A 14,708-nucleotide genomic window follows, 5' to 3' on the forward strand; every position below is an offset into this window, starting at 1 on the left:
CGCATCCGTTCCGTGCACGTCAACTGGAAAGAGGACGTCCGCGTCTGGCATCCCGGGCAGGCATGGATCTGGGAGCCGGGCGGGCTCGGGGTGTTCGATCCCGGCATCAATGCGCTGTCGATCCTGACCAGGATCCTGCCGAAGCCCGTGTTCGTCAACGCGGCCGAGCTCGCCTTCCCCGCCAATTGCCAGGCGCCGATCGCCGCGAAGCTGACGCTGACCGACATCGACGGCCTACCTGTGACCGCCGAGTTCGACTTCCGCCAGACCGGGCCGCAGAGCTGGGATATCCTCGTCGAAACCGACCAGGGCCGGATGACGCTATCACGCGGCGGCCGGATCATGGCGATCGACGGCAAGACCGTTGCCGAGGCGCCCGATGAGGAATATCGGGAGCTTTACCGGCACTTCGTCGCGCTCGCCGCGACAGGCGCGAGCGACGTCGATTTGGCGCCGCTTCGTCTCGTCGCGGACGCCTTCCTGCTCGGCAGGCGCACGATCGTCGAACCGTTTGTGGGTTGATCATGGCTGGATCGAAAACAGAAAGAGACGTGTTCGGAACGCTGCCGGACGGCCGCAAGGTGGACCGCATCGTGCTGCGCGGCGAGGGCGGGTTCGAGGCGCGCATCATCACCCATGGTGCAGTCTTGCAGGCCTTGATCGCGCCGGACGGCAAGGGCGGCCACGACGACGTCGTGCTCGGCCATGATGGGTTTGCCGGCTATCTCGCCGAACGAAAGTTCTTCGGCGCCACCGTCGGCCGCTACGCCAATCGCATCGCCAACGGACAATTTTCGCTGGACGGCGAGACGGTGCAGCTTCCCGTCAACAACGGTCCGAATGCGCTGCATGGCGGCCTCGACGGCTTCGACCGCAAGCTCTGGGACATTGCGGAGGTCGACGATGGCGCCGAGCCCGCGGTCACGCTGACCTACACGAGCTCGCATGGCGAGGAAAACTATCCCGGTCGGCTCGATGTGCGCCTGACCTATCGTGTTACCGGCCCGGCTGAGCTATCCCTGATCATGGAGGCGCGGACCGACCGGCCGACCATCGTCAACCTGACCAACCACAGCTTCTTCAATCTGGAGGGCGCGACATCAGGCACGCCCATACTCGATCACAAGCTGACGGTCGCGGCCGGGCATTTCCTCGCGATCGACCCCACGGCCATTCCGTTGCCGGAGCCGCCGCGCAGCGTTGCCGGCACGCCGTTCGATTTCCGGGAGCCTCGGCCGATCGGCGAGCGCGTCCGCGAGAGCGACCAGCAATTGCGCAACGGCAGGGGCTACGACCATACCTACTGTCTCGCGCGCGACGGTAAGCTCAGTCTCGCGGCGCGACTGGAGGCGCCGCGCTCGGGGCGCATCATGGAGCTGTTCACCGATCAGCCCGGTCTGCAGGTCTATTCGGGCAATTATCTCGACGGCACGATTTCGGGCAAGGGCGGCAAGCTCTACCGGCAGTCGGACGCGATGTGCCTGGAGCCGCATATCTGGCCGGACGCACCGAACCGGCCGGATTTCCCGAGCCCGCGCCTAGCGCCCGGCGAGGTCTATCGCCATCATACGGTCTATCGCTTTGCGGTGAGGACGTCCTGATGGAACAGGTGCCGACCTCGGTTCTTTCGGACGATCCTTGCCATCTCGGCGAGGGGCCGACCTATGACGTGACCACGGACACCGCCTGGTGGTTCGATATCCGGGAGGGGCGACTGTTCGAGGCGCAGCTCGGCAGCGGCAGCATTCGCGTTCATGCGCTGGGCCGGATGGCGAGCGCGCTTGGGCGGATCGATGCCGAAAGGCAGTTGATCGTCGCGGAAGACGGCCTCTATATCCGCAAAATTGCCGACGGCGCGATGAGGCTGCTCTGTCCGCTTGAAGCCGACAATCCCGCGACCCGCTCCAACGATGCCCGCGTGCATCCCTCCGGCACGTTCTGGATCGGCACTATGGGTCGGAAGGCGGAAGCAGGGGCAGGCGCGATCTACGCGTTCCATCACGGCGAGATATCGATGCTGTTTCCGCGCATCAGCATTCCCAACTCGATCTGCTTCTCGCCCGATGGCGCCACGGGCTACTTCGCCGACACGGCGCGCGCGGTGCTCTACGCGGTGCCGCTCAATCCCGTCACCGGCCTGCCGCGCGGCGAGCCGGAGGTGCTGCTGCGCCACACCGGCGTTGGCGGCCTCGACGGTTCGGTGTGCGATGCCGACGGGCAGATTTGGAACGCGTGCTGGGGCGCGAGCCGCATCGACGTCTACTCTCCGCAAGGCGAACGCCTGCGTTCGCTGAGCGTGCCGGCAAAGCAGGCGAGCTGCCCCGCTTTTGTCGGTCCTGGTCTGTCGCGTCTCCTCGTCACCTCGGCCTGGCAGGACATGGATGCGGCGGCGCGTGCCGCCGATCCGCAAGCCGGCTACACCTTCCTGTTGGAGGCCACCGCGCGCGGTCGCGCGGAGCCTGACGTCAAGCTCGCATAGGAGGCTAGAAGCCGCACACCAAATTTCTCGACGACAGAAAAACAGTCTGACATCCAAGGGAGTGAAACATGTTGAAACTGAAGACGACCTTCCTCGCGCTGGCGCTGGCCGGCGCTGCGACGATGGCCGCGGGCGTCACCGCCTCGGCCCAGGACAAAGCAACAGTCGGCATCGCCATGCCGACCAAATCGTCGGCGCGCTGGATCGACGATGGCAACAATATGGTGAAGGTGCTGAAGGAGCGCGGCTACAACACCGACCTGCAATATGCCGAGGACGACATTCCGAACCAGCTCTCGCAGGTCGAGAACATGGTGACCAAAGGCGCGAAAGCGCTGGTGATCGCCGCGATCGACGGCACCACGCTCTCCGACGTGCTCAAGCAGGCGAAAGCAAAAGGCATCACCGTGATCGCCTATGACCGCCTGATCCGCGGCACGCCGAACGTCGACTATTACGCCACGTTCGACAATTTCCAGGTTGGCGTGCTCCAGGCCGAATCGATCGTGCAGGGCCTCGGTCTTAAGGACGGCAAGGGCCCGTTCAACATCGAGCTGTTCGGCGGCTCGCCCGACGACAACAACGCTTACTTCTTCTACAACGGCGCGATGAGCGTGCTGAAGCCGTACATCGACAGCGGCAAGCTCGTCGTCGTCTCCGGTCAGATGGGCATGGATAAAGTCGCGACGTTGCGCTGGGACGGCGCCACCGCGCAGGCCCGCATGGACAATCTGCTCAGTGCCTACTACGGCAACAAGAAGGTCAACGCGGTGCTGTCGCCGTATGACGGCCTGTCGATCGGCATCATCTCCTCACTGAAGGGCGTCGGTTATGGCAGCGCCGGCCAGCCGATGCCTATCATCTCGGGCCAGGATGCCGAGGTGCCCTCGATCAAGGCGATGCTGCGCGGCGACCAGTATTCGACCATCTTCAAGGACACCCGCGATCTCGCCAAGGTGACCGCCGACATGGTCGACGCTGCGCTTGCCGGCAAGCAGGTCACCGTGAACGACACCAAGACCTACGAGAACGGCGCCAAGACCGTGCCGTCCTATCTGCTCAAGCCGGTCGTGGTCTACAAGGACAATTGGGAGAAGGTCCTGGTCGACAGCGGCTACTACAAGAAGTCGCAGTTCCAGTAGGCTTCTTTTCTTTTCCCTCTCCCCGCTTGCGGGGAGAGGGTTAGGGTGAGGGGAAGCCTCCGCGAGGAAGGAAGCAGTGCGTCTCGCGGAGACTCCCCCTCACCGGATCGCATCGAACGATGCGATCCGACCTCTCGCCGCGAGCGGGGAGAGGTGATCTAACACTGATTGAGGGACGTGAAATCATGACCGCAATGCTGGAGATGCGTAACGTCAGCAAGAGCTTTTCCGGTGTGCAGGCGCTGCATGATGTCAACTTCTCGGTTGAAGCCGGGCAGATCCACGCCCTCGTCGGCGAGAACGGTGCCGGCAAGTCCACGCTGATGAAGGTCCTCAGCGGCGTCTACCCGGCCGGCAGCTACGAGGGCACCATCATCTTCGATGGCGAGGAGCGCCGCTTCCGCGACATCAACGATTCCGAGGCGCTCGGCATCATCATCATCCATCAGGAGCTGGCGCTGATCCCGCTGATGTCGATTGCCGAAAACATCTTCCTGTCGCATCCGCCGTCCAAGCTCGGTGTGATCGATCGCGACGAGGTCTATCGGCGTACCCGGGAACTCCTGGCTCAGGTCGGCCTCAAGGAATCGCCGGACACGCTGATCACCGATCTCGGCGTCGGCAAGCAGCAGCTGGTCGAGATCGCCAAGGCGCTGTCCAAGCGGGTGCGGATGCTGATCCTGGACGAGCCGACCGCCAGCCTCAACGAGGCCGACAGTGCCGCGCTGCTCGAACGTCTCATGGCCTTCCGCGAGCAGGGCATCGGCTCGATCCTGATCTCGCACAAGCTCAACGAGGTCGCCCGCGTTGCCGATCACATCACCGTCCTGCGCGACGGCCGCACCGTCGACGGCATCGACTGCCGCGCCGAGCCGATCCAGGAGGACCGCATCATCCGCAGCATGGTCAACCGCGATCTCGCCCATCGCTTTCCGGAGCGCAGCGCAAAGATCGGCGAGCCCGTTCTCACCGTCGAGAGCTGGTCGGTCTACCATCCCATCCATCCCGAGCGGCAGGTGATCAAGAACGTCGATTTCAGCGTGAAGCGCGGCGAGGTCGTCGGCATTGCCGGATTGATGGGCGCCGGCCGCACCGAATTCGCCATGAGCCTGTTTGGCCGGTCGTGGGGCACCACGATCAGCGGTCGCATCCGGCTCGAGGGCCATGAGATCGTGCTGCCAAACGTGGCGGCCGCGATCGACGCCGGCCTTGCCTATGTCACGGAGGACCGCAAGCAGCTGGGACTGATCCTCGCCGACGACGTCCGCAAGAACATCACGCTCGCAAGCCTCGACCAGGTCGCTCCTCGCCGCGTCATCGACGACATCGCCGAGCTGAAGGTCGCCAGCGACTACCGCAACCGGATGCGCATCCGCTGCTCCGACGTTTATCAGGAGACCAGCCAGCTCTCCGGCGGCAACCAGCAAAAGGTCGTGCTGTCGAAATGGCTGATGACCGACCCCAAGGTCTTGATCCTGGACGAGCCGACCCGGGGCATCGACGTCGGTGCCAAATACGAGATCTACTGTATCATCAACGAGCTTGCAGAGGCCGGCCGCGGCGTGGTGGTGATCTCATCGGAGATGCCCGAGCTGCTCGGCATCTGCGACCGCATCTGCGTCATGAACGACGGTGCCTTCGTCGGCGAGTTCCCCGGCGCCGAAGCGACACAGGAAAAGATCATGCGCGCCATCATGCGCAACGACACAAATTATGGAAGCCGCGCCCTGGCGGGTGCAGAGATGGGAGGATCGCAGCCATGACCGACAAGACGGTTTCGCTGCCCGAGGAGGGTCGGCACGGCAGCTTCATCAAGAACAATCTGCGCAATTACGGCATGCTGATGTCGCTGATCGCGATCATGCTGTTCTTTCAGGTCATGACTGGCGGCACGCTGCTGCAGCCGCTCAACCTGACCAATCTGGTGCTCCAGAACAGCTACATCGTTATCATGGCGCTCGGCATGCTGCTCGTCATCGTCACCGGCCATATCGACCTCTCGGTCGGCTCGGTCGCGGGCTTCGTCGGCGCGGTCGCTGCCGTGCTCATGGTGACCTACAAGGTCGACTACACGCTCGCCTTTATCGCCTGCCTGCTGCTGGGCGCGGCAATCGGCGCCGCGCAGGGCTATTGGGTGGCCTATTTCAAGATACCGTCCTTCATCGTGACGCTGGCCGGCATGCTGGTGTTCAAGGGCCTCGCGCTTGCGGTATTGCAAGGCCAGTCACTAGGACCGTTCCCGGCCACCTTCCAGAAGCTGTCCTCCGGCTTCATTCCGGAGATGCTGCCCGAGGCCGGCACGCTGCATCCGACGTCGATGCTGGTCGGTGCGGTGCTCGCGCTCGGCCTCGTCTGCGCCAGCGCCAAGGGGCGCTCGCGCGAGCAGCTGCACGGCATCGAGGTCGAGCCTTACGCGTTCTTCCTCGGCAAGAGCATTCTCCTGGCTTGCGCTGTGCTCTATTTCACCTATCTGATCGCCTCGCATCGCGGTCTGCCGAACGTGCTGGTCATCATGACCGCGCTGATCGCGCTGTACGGTTTCGTCACCCGCCGCACCGTCATCGGTCGGCAGGTCTACGCGGTTGGCGGCAATGCGAAAGCGGCAAGCCTGTCGGGCATCAAGACGGAACGGTTGACCTTCCTCACCTTCGTCAACATGGGCGTGCTCGCTGCGCTCGCCGGCCTCGTCTTCGCCGCGCGCCTCAACACAGCAACGCCGAAGGCGGGCCTCGGCTTCGAGCTCGACGTCATCGCGGCCTGCTTCATCGGCGGCGCCTCGGCCTATGGCGGTGTCGGCCGCGTCGGTGGCGCCGTGGTCGGCGCCATGATCATGGGCGTGATGAACAACGGCATGTCCATCCTCGGCATCGGCATCGACTATCAGCAGGTCATCAAGGGCCTGGTCCTGCTCGGGGCGGTGTGCATCGACGTTTATAATCAGCGGAGATGAGGCTGCCGCCGACTACGATCGGCTTCAGTGAGCTATTGCTCAACAGGTGAGCATATGATCGAATGGCCGAATGGATCCTGGTCAGTTCGATCTCATTATCTTCGATTGCGACGGTGTGCTCGTCGACAGCGAGCTGTTGAGCTGTCAATGCCTGTCGGACGAGCTGTCCGAATCCGGGATATCGCTGACACTTGCACAAGCGCTGGAGCTGTTCCTTGGACGAAGCACGAGCGCAATTACTCAGCATTATCGCGAGCTCGGCCACGCAATGCCGGTCGATTTTCCGTCCCGGCTGAAGTCGCGCGTGTTGATGGCGTTCGAAAAGGCGCTTCATCCGGTTTCTGATGTCGATATGATCTTGTCGGGCCTGCGGGCACCATTCTGCGTGGCTTCCTCCAGCGACATCGACCGTGTCGCGCTCTCCCTTGACGTCACCGGCCTGCGGGCGCATTTCGGCGACCGGATCTACACCGCGCAGATGGTCAGGCACGGCAAGCCGGCGCCCGATCTCTTTCTGTACGCGGCCGAGCAGATGGGCGCGCAACCTGCGCGCACGCTGGTGATCGAGGATAGTCCGAGCGGCGTGCAGGCGGGCAAGGCGGCCGGCATGACGGTCTGGGGATTTGCCGGCGGCAGCCATTATCGCGGACGCGACGGGCAGGCTATACTGTCGGGTGCGGGGGCCGACCGGGTCTTCGCGCGCATGATCGATTTCTGGAAGGACGCCTGACGCCTGCCATGGCCGCCGAGAACGAAAAGTCCAGGCTCGACGACGCTGCGCGTGCCGGCTGGCTCTATTTCATTGCCGGTCACACCCAGGACGAGATCGCGAAGATGCTCCAGGTGTCGCGCGCGTCGGCGCAGCGGCTGGTGTCGCTATGTCTCGCCGAGCGGCTCATCACCTTCCGGCTCGAACATCCCATCGCCGCGTGCATGGAGCTGGCGGCGCGGTTGAAGGAACGTTTCGACCTTGCCCATTGCGAGGTGGTGCCGGCTGATCCCGCCGCGCCGCAGGCCACAGCGGGCATTGCCGAACGCTGCGCCAACCTGCTCGATTCCACCCTGCGTTCGGAAACGCCCGTCATCGTCGCGCTCGGGACGGGACGCGCCGTGCGCGCCGCGGTCGAGCGCGTCACGCCGATCGACCGGCCCAATCACCAGATCGTCTCGCTCGTCGGCAACATCTCCGCCGACGGTTCTGCGAGCTTCTACGATACCGTCGGCCGGCTCGCCGATCGCACCGGCGCACGGCATTACCCGATGCCGCTACCGTTCCTGATGTCGTCCGAGGACGAGCGCAACAAGATGGTCCGGATCGAGCCGATCGCGAAGGTGAAGGCGGTCGCGGAGAAGGCGGATTTGCGCCTCGTCGGCATCGGCCAGATGGACCAGAAGGCGCAGGTCCATGTCGACGGCTTCGTCACCCGCGACGAATTGTTCGAGATGATGCGGCAAGGGGCGATCGGCGAGATCACGGGCTGGGCCTATGATTCCAAGGGCCGCCTGCTGAAGGCCGGGACCAACAAACGGTTGACCAGCATTCCGCCGGAGGTCCCGGCGAAGACCACGACGATCGGCGCCGCCGTCGGCGCAGCCAAGGTGCCGGCGATCGCGGCGGCGCTGAATGGGCGGCTGATCAACGGTCTGATTACGGACGAGGCGACCGCAAGGGCGATTCTGGAGCGCTGAGGCGGTTCGTCGTTTCCCGCGCGGGGCGCGAGGCAGGGATTTCGCCACCCACGCCGCTGTCGTCGTCCGCGACCCGGCTACGCCAAGGCTTCGCCGGGGTTGAGGTCTGGGGCGCCGAAGGTTTAGCGAAGGCGGCAGGCGGACGATCCAGGACGCCGCAGCGCCGCTTGAGGCAAACCGACAGACGGCACGGAGTACTGGATGCCCCTTCGCGGGGCATGACGGGGAGGGCGACGCACGAGCCCCCCGCATCGCAGCACTCATAAGTTGCCGAAACGTCCGCGCGCCTGCTTGACAACGGCCCGCCCTCAGCCGAACATACGCCCAACGCGTGGGCATATGCTCAAAAGCGCGAGCTTAGGGAGGTCACCGTGAAACACGTCCTCGGCGCCGTTTGTGGCGCGTCTGTCCTGCTGGCTGTCCCCGCGATGGCCGAAACGACCCTGACGATTGCCACCGTGAACAACGGCGACATGATCCGCATGCAGGGGCTGACGGGTGAATTCACCAAGAAGAACCCCGATATCAGCGTCAAATGGGTGACGCTGGAAGAGAACGTGCTGCGCCAGCGCGTCACCACCGACATCGCCACCAAGGGCGGCCAGTTCGACGTCCTCACCATCGGCACCTACGAGGTGCCGATCTGGGCCAAGAAGGGTTGGCTGGTGCCGCTCGCCAATCTCGGCGCCGACTACGACGTCGCCGACCTCCTGCCCAAGATCAAGGATGCGGTCTCGGTCGACGGCAAGCTCTACGCCGCGCCATTCTACGGCGAGAGCTCGATGGTGATGTACCGCACCGACCTGTTCGACAAGGCCGGCCTCAAGATGCCGGAAAGCCCCACCTGGGATTTCGTCGTCGACGCCGCCAAGAAGCTCACCGACAAGAGCGCCGGCGTCTACGGCATCTGCCTGCGCGGCAAGGCCGGCTGGGGCGAGAACATGGCGTTCCTCTCCGCCATGGCCAATTCCTACGGCGCGCGCTGGTTCGACGAGAAGTGGCAGCCGCAGTTCAACACGCCGGAATGGAAGGCGACGCTCACGACCTATGTCGACCTGATGAAGCAGGCCGGCCCTCCCGGTGCGAGCTCGAACGGCTTCAACGAGAACCTCGCGCTGTTCAATGCCGGCAAGTGCGCAATGTGGATCGATGCCACCGTCGCGGCGTCGTTCGTCACCAACCCGAAGGACTCCAAGGTCGCCGACAAGGTCGGCTTCGCGCTGGCGCCCAACACCGGGCTCGGCAAGAACGCCAACTGGCTGTGGGCCTGGAGCCTCGCAATTCCCGCCGGCTCGAAGAAGGCCGAAGCCGCCGAGAAGTTCATCGCCTGGGCCACCAGCAAGGATTACACCAAGGTCGTGGCTGCGAAGGAGGGCTGGGCGAACGTGCCGCCGGGCACCCGAACCTCGCTCTACCAAAACCCTGATTATCTGAAGGTCGCCCCGTTCGCCAAGCTGACGCTGGCCTCGATCGATGCCGCCGATCCGAACAAGCCGACGGTGAAGCCGGTGCCCTACGTCGGCGTGCAATATGCGGCCATCCCCGAATTCCAGGGCATCGGTACGCAGGTGGGCCAGCAATTCTCGGCCGCGCTTGCGGGATCGATGACGGTCGATGCCGCGCTCACCGCGGCGCAATCTTCAACCGAGCGCGAGATGAAGCGCGCGGGTTACATCAAGTGAGCTCGAGCTCTCCCTCCTGAGCTCAGACTTGCGGCCATCCACCGCTCCAGGTGGATGGCCGCCTTCTTCCCGCAAGCGGAGAAGCCAAGAATGGCAACCCGGCAGACGCAGCTTCTCGCACGGACGCTCCTGACGCCGGCCGTCGGGCTGCTGTTCATCTGGATGATCGTCCCGCTCGCGTTGACGATCTATTTCTCGACGCTGCATTACAGCTTACTCGATCCCGGCTCGGAAGCGTTCGTCGGGCTGGAAAACTTCCGCTACTTCCTCACCGACCCCGCGTTCCTCGCCTCGCTCCAGAACACGCTGGTGCTGGTCGGCTCGGTGCTGGCGCTGACCGTCCTGCTCGGAATTCCGCTGGCGCTATTGCTCGACCAGCCGGTGATCGGCCTCAACATCGTGCGGTTGATGGTGATCGCGCCGTTCTTCGTGATGCCGACGGTGAGCGCGCTGGTCTGGAAGAACCTGCTGATGCATCCTGTGTCCGGGCTGTTTGCCTGGATCGCCTCGCTGTTCGGGTTGACGCCGATTGACTGGTTTACCGACGCGCCGCTGCTCGCCGTGATCCTGATCGTGTCCTGGCAATGGCTGCCGTTCGCGACCCTGATTTTGCTCACCGCGATGCAGTCGCTCGACGAGGAGCAGAAGGAAGCCGCTGAAATGGACGGTGCCAGCGCGGTCTCGACCTTCATCTACATCACGCTGCCGCACCTCGCGCGCCCCATCACGGTGGTGATCCTGATCGAGACGATCTTCCTGCTCACCGTCTTTGCCGAGATCTACGTCACCACGGGCGGCGGCCCGGGACTCTCGACCACCAACATCGCCTTCCTGATCTATTCGCAGGCACTGATCCAGTACGATGTCGGTACTGCCTCGGCAGGCGGCCTCGTCGCTGTCGTGATCGCCAACGTTGTTGCCTTTTTCCTCGTCCGTATCGTCGGTCGCAACCTGGAGGCATAAGACATGGCGCGTACGGCGACGAGGCAGCGGGTGGTGGTCTCGACCATCGGGGCGTGGTTCTTCGGCTTCCTGATCTTCTTCCCGATCCTCTGGATGGTATTGGCGAGCTTCAAGACCGAGCTCGAGGCTTTCGCGATCCCGCCGTCCTTCCTGTTCTTCCACTGGACCACGGAAAACTACGCGACGGTGCAGGAGCGCAGCGATTATGTCCTCCACGCGATGAACTCGATCATCATCGCCGGCGGCTCGACCTTGATCGCGCTTTTGATCGCGATCCCCGCGGCCTGGTCGATGGCGTTCTCGCCGACCAAGCGCACCAAGGACATCCTGCTCTGGATGCTCTCGACCAAGATGATGCCGCCGGTCGGCGTGCTGGTGCCGATCTACCTGATCTACAAGTCATTCGGCCTGCTCGATTCCCGCATCGGCCTCGTCTTCATCCTGTGTCTCGGAAACTTGCCGATCGTGATCTGGATGCTGTTCACATATTTCAAGGAGATTCCGCGCGACATCCTGGAAGCCGCGCGCATGGACGGCGCCACCATCGGCCGCGAGCTGATCTACGTGCTGACGCCGATGGCGATCCCGGGGCTCGCATCGACCATGCTGCTGAACCTGATCCTGGCCTGGAACGAGGCGTTCTGGACGCTCAATCTGTCGACCTCGAACGCTGCGCCGCTCACCACGTTCATCGCGTCCTATTCGAGCCCGGAAGGGCTGTTCTGGGCAAAGCTGTCGGCGGCTTCCACGTTGGCGATCGCGCCCATTCTCGTCCTCGGTTGGTTCAGCCAGAAGCAGCTCGTGCGCGGGCTCACCTTTGGCGCGGTAAAGTAGGAAGGGCTGCCGGATCATGGGTCAGATCACACTTCAGGACGTGCAGAAATCCTTCGGCCCCGTGCACATCATCAAGGGCGCGGACCTGGAGATCGCCGATGGGTCGTTCGTGGTGTTCGTGGGGCCGTCGGGCTGCGGCAAGACCACGCTCTTGCGGCTGATCGCGGGGCTCGAGGACGTCTCCGGCGGCAAGATCCTGATCGACGGCAAGAACGTGGTCGACACGCCGCCCGCCAAGCGCGGGCTCTCGATGGTGTTCCAGTCCTATGCGCTCTATCCGCATATGAGCGTGCGCGGCAACATCGGCTTCGGCCTGAAGATGGCGGGGCTGGCCAAGGACGAGATCAACCGTAAGGTCGAGGCCGCCGCCGCAACGCTGAACCTCACTCCCTATCTCGATCGCAAGCCGCGCGAGCTCTCCGGCGGCCAGCGCCAGCGCGTCGCGATCGGGCGTGCCATCGTCCGCGAGCCCAAGGCGTTTTTGTTCGACGAGCCGCTCTCCAACCTCGACGCGGCGCTGCGCGTGCAGATGCGGATCGAGGTGACGCGGCTCCAGAAGCAGCTCGGCACCACCGCGATCTATGTCACCCACGACCAGGTCGAGGCCATGACCATGGCCGACAAGATCGTGGTGCTCAACGGCGGCAAGATCGAGCAATACGGCTCGCCGCTGGAGCTCTACGAGAAGCCGGCCAACCTCTTCGTCGCCGGCTTCATCGGCTCGCCCAAGATGAACTTCGTGACCGGCGAGCACGCCTTGCAGAAGGCCGCAGCAACGATCGGCGTACGGCCTGAGCATCTCAAGATCGAGCGCGACGGTGCCGGCGGCTGGCAGGGAACGATCGCGGTGGCCGAGCATCTCGGCAGCGACACCTTCCTTTATGTCGATGCCGGCCCGCTCGGCATGCTGACGGCGCGCTACATCGGTGAGTTGAGCCTGCACGCCGGCGACCATGTATCGCTGGTGCCGGAGCCAGCGCGCATCCATCGCTTCGACGCAAGCGGCAACGCCATCCGGGGCTGACAAGAAACGGCAAGAATCGGGAAAAGCAACATGTACCTGGAAAAATTCAAGCTGAACGGCAAGACCGCGTTCATCACCGGCGGCGGGCAAGGCATCGGCTTCGCCTGCGCCGAAGCGCTGGCTGAAGCCGGCGCCAGGGTCGTCATCGGCGATCGCGACAGTAAGGTCGCCGACAGTGCAAAAGCCAGCCTGAAGGCGAAGGGGTATGACGCCGAGACGGCGATCATGGACGTCACCGATACCAAGCGCGTGGCGGAAGTGGCCAACGACGTCGTTGCCCGGCACGGCAAGGTGGACATCCTCGTCAACAACGCCGGCATCGCCCGCAGCGAGACGCCGGCGGAGACCGTGACCGACGAGCACTGGCTCAATGTGATCGACGTCAATCTCAACGGCACCTTCTGGTGCTGCCGCGAATTCGGCAAGCACATGCTCAAGGCGAAGAGCGGCGCCATCGTCAATGTCGGCTCGATGTCCGGCTTCATCGTCAACAAGCCGCAGGAGCAGTGCTTCTACAATGCGTCCAAGGCCGGCGTGCACCATCTGACGAAATCGCTCGCCGCCGAATGGGGCGCGCGCGGCATCCGCGTCAACGCGGTGGCGCCGACCTATATCGAGACGCCGCTCAACGCCTTCGTGAAGAGCAATCCGAGAATGTACGACGCCTGGATCGGTGGAACCCCGATGGCGCGGATGGGGCAGGTCGAGGAGATCGCCTCCGTGGTGCTCTTTCTCTCGTCCGAGGCCGCGAGCCTGATGACCGGCAGCATCGTGCTGGTGGATGGCGGCTACACTTGCTGGTAGGCTTGCGTCAAAACTGACGAGAGCTTCCGGGGGCGACAATGCCGCGAGCGTATATCGGCGTCGATGTAGGGACCACAAGCACGCGGGCAGGGGTGTTCGACGAGGCGGGCACCTTGTTGGCTATCGCACGGCATCCGATCAGGATATGGCCCGAGGCCGGTGACATCGTCGAACAGTCGTCCCAGGATATCTGGGACGCTTGCACGGCGTCGGTGCGGGCCGCGATGGCGGAAGCTGCAATCGCGCCCGACAGCGTCGGCGGTATCGGTTTCGACGCCACCTGCTCCCTCGTGGTGCTCGACCGGCAAGGCGAGCCGCTCACCATCAGCGCCTCCGGCGACCGGCAGCGCAACGTCATCGTCTGGATGGATCACCGCGCCACGGCCGAGGCGCGGCTGATCAACGAAACCGGTGATGCCGTGCTGCGCTATGTCGGCGGCTCGATCTCGCCCGAGATGGAGATGCCGAAACTGCTGTGGCTGAAGCGGCACATGCGCACGAGCTTCGACGCCGCAGGGCACTTCTTCGATCTGGCGGATTACCTGACCTGGCGCGCCACCGGCTCGTTGCAACGCTCGACCTGCACGGTCACTTGCAAATGGAACTACCTCGCGCATGACGGCGGTGGCTGGAGCGCGCCATTCTTCAAGCGCATCGGCCTGTCGGACTTCGTCAACGAGAAATACGCCCGCATCGGCACCGAGATCGTCGCGCCTGGCACGCGGCTCGGCGCCGGTCTAACCGGTACGGCAGCTGCCGATCTCGGCTTGTCACCGGGCACGCCGGTCGGAGCGTCCCTGATCGATGCCCATGCCGGCGGCATCGGCGCCATCGGCGGCCGCGATGAATCGGAGGGCGCGACAGATGTCTGCGACCGCCTCGCCTACATCATGGGAACGTCGGCCTGCATTATGGCGACGACGAAAGAACCGTGCTTCGTACCGGGCGTGTGGGGTCCTTACTATTCGGGCATGGTACCAAATTTCTGGCTCAACGAGGGCGGGCAGTCGGCTGCGGGCGCTGCGATCGACCATCTTCTCAAGTCGCATCCCGGCCACGCCGAGGCGAGCGTGGCGGCGCGCAGCGAGGGCCTCGACCTCATCGAGTTTCTCGAGCGCCGCATCATCGCGCGCGCAGGCGG

13 protein-coding genes and 1 pseudogene are annotated in these 14,708 nt (G+C 64.1%); all 14 read left to right on the forward strand.

The features are described 5' to 3' along the window. Nucleotides 1–522, forward strand: a pseudogene (locus IVB32_RS35995) (gfo/Idh/MocA family oxidoreductase); the annotation flags it as partial. A 2-nt stretch (nt 523–524) separates the two neighbouring features. Beyond that, the gene (locus tag IVB32_RS36000) at nt 525–1,601 is read left to right on the forward strand and encodes an aldose epimerase family protein (protein ID WP_026233622.1); all 1,077 of its coding nucleotides are present in this window, start codon (nt 525–527) and stop codon (nt 1,599–1,601) included. Then, a complete protein-coding gene (locus IVB32_RS36005; protein WP_018458624.1) occupies nt 1,601–2,479 on the forward strand; it encodes an SMP-30/gluconolactonase/LRE family protein in 879 nt (292 codons plus the stop codon). Before IVB32_RS36000 ends, IVB32_RS36005 begins: the two co-directional genes overlap by 1 nt. A gap of 68 nt (nt 2,480–2,547) precedes the next feature. Further along, nucleotides 2,548–3,621 (forward strand): multiple monosaccharide ABC transporter substrate-binding protein, encoded by a 1,074-nt coding sequence (chvE, locus tag IVB32_RS36010; protein WP_007593237.1) that lies wholly within the window; start codon nt 2,548–2,550, stop codon nt 3,619–3,621. Nucleotides 3,622–3,806: 185 nt separating this feature from the next. After that, nucleotides 3,807–5,384: a multiple monosaccharide ABC transporter ATP-binding protein gene (mmsA, locus tag IVB32_RS36015; RefSeq protein WP_247412905.1), complete on the forward strand. Its 1,578-nt coding sequence runs from the start codon at nt 3,807–3,809 to the stop codon at nt 5,382–5,384. Next, nucleotides 5,381–6,571, forward strand: a complete 1,191-nt coding sequence (gene mmsB, locus IVB32_RS36020; protein WP_247412906.1) for a multiple monosaccharide ABC transporter permease — start codon at nt 5,381–5,383, stop codon at nt 6,569–6,571. The genes mmsA and mmsB overlap by 4 nt, the downstream gene beginning before the upstream one ends. A 70-nt stretch (nt 6,572–6,641) precedes the next feature. Beyond that, nucleotides 6,642–7,301, forward strand: a complete 660-nt coding sequence (locus IVB32_RS36025; RefSeq protein ID WP_247404428.1) for an HAD family hydrolase — start codon at nt 6,642–6,644, stop codon at nt 7,299–7,301. An 8-nt stretch (nt 7,302–7,309) separates the two neighbouring features. Further along, nucleotides 7,310–8,260 carry a sugar-binding domain-containing protein gene (locus IVB32_RS36030; RefSeq protein WP_204510750.1) on the forward strand — a complete coding sequence of 317 codons (951 nt, stop codon included), beginning with the start codon at nt 7,310–7,312 and terminating at the stop codon, nt 8,258–8,260. Between the two features lie 371 nt (nt 8,261–8,631). Further along, the gene (locus IVB32_RS36035; protein ID WP_026233623.1) at nt 8,632–9,942 is read left to right on the forward strand and encodes a sugar ABC transporter substrate-binding protein; all 1,311 of its coding nucleotides are present in this window, start codon (nt 8,632–8,634) and stop codon (nt 9,940–9,942) included. Nucleotides 9,943–10,032: 90 nt separating this feature from the next. Beyond that, on the forward strand, nt 10,033–10,905 hold the full coding sequence (locus IVB32_RS36040; RefSeq protein ID WP_026233624.1) for a sugar ABC transporter permease: 873 nt from the start codon (nt 10,033–10,035) through the stop codon (nt 10,903–10,905). Nucleotides 10,906–10,908: 3 nt separating this feature from the next. After that, on the forward strand, nt 10,909–11,739 hold the full coding sequence (locus tag IVB32_RS36045; RefSeq protein WP_026233625.1) for a carbohydrate ABC transporter permease: 831 nt from the start codon (nt 10,909–10,911) through the stop codon (nt 11,737–11,739). A 16-nt stretch (nt 11,740–11,755) separates the two neighbouring features. After that, complete coding sequence (locus IVB32_RS36050) at nt 11,756–12,763, forward strand: ABC transporter ATP-binding protein (protein ID WP_247404421.1); 1,008 nt, start codon at nt 11,756–11,758, stop codon at nt 12,761–12,763. Nucleotides 12,764–12,793: 30 nt separating this feature from the next. After that, nucleotides 12,794–13,567: an SDR family oxidoreductase gene (locus tag IVB32_RS36055; RefSeq protein ID WP_018458634.1), complete on the forward strand. Its 774-nt coding sequence runs from the start codon at nt 12,794–12,796 to the stop codon at nt 13,565–13,567. A 38-nt stretch (nt 13,568–13,605) separates the two neighbouring features. After that, on the forward strand, nt 13,606–14,708 hold a 1,103-nt coding region (locus tag IVB32_RS36060; protein WP_247412908.1), incomplete at its 3' end, for an FGGY family pentulose kinase.

The organism is Bradyrhizobium sp. 23 (assembly GCF_023073295.1).
Taxonomy (GTDB): Bacteria; Pseudomonadota; Alphaproteobacteria; order Rhizobiales; family Xanthobacteraceae; genus Bradyrhizobium; species Bradyrhizobium canariense_D.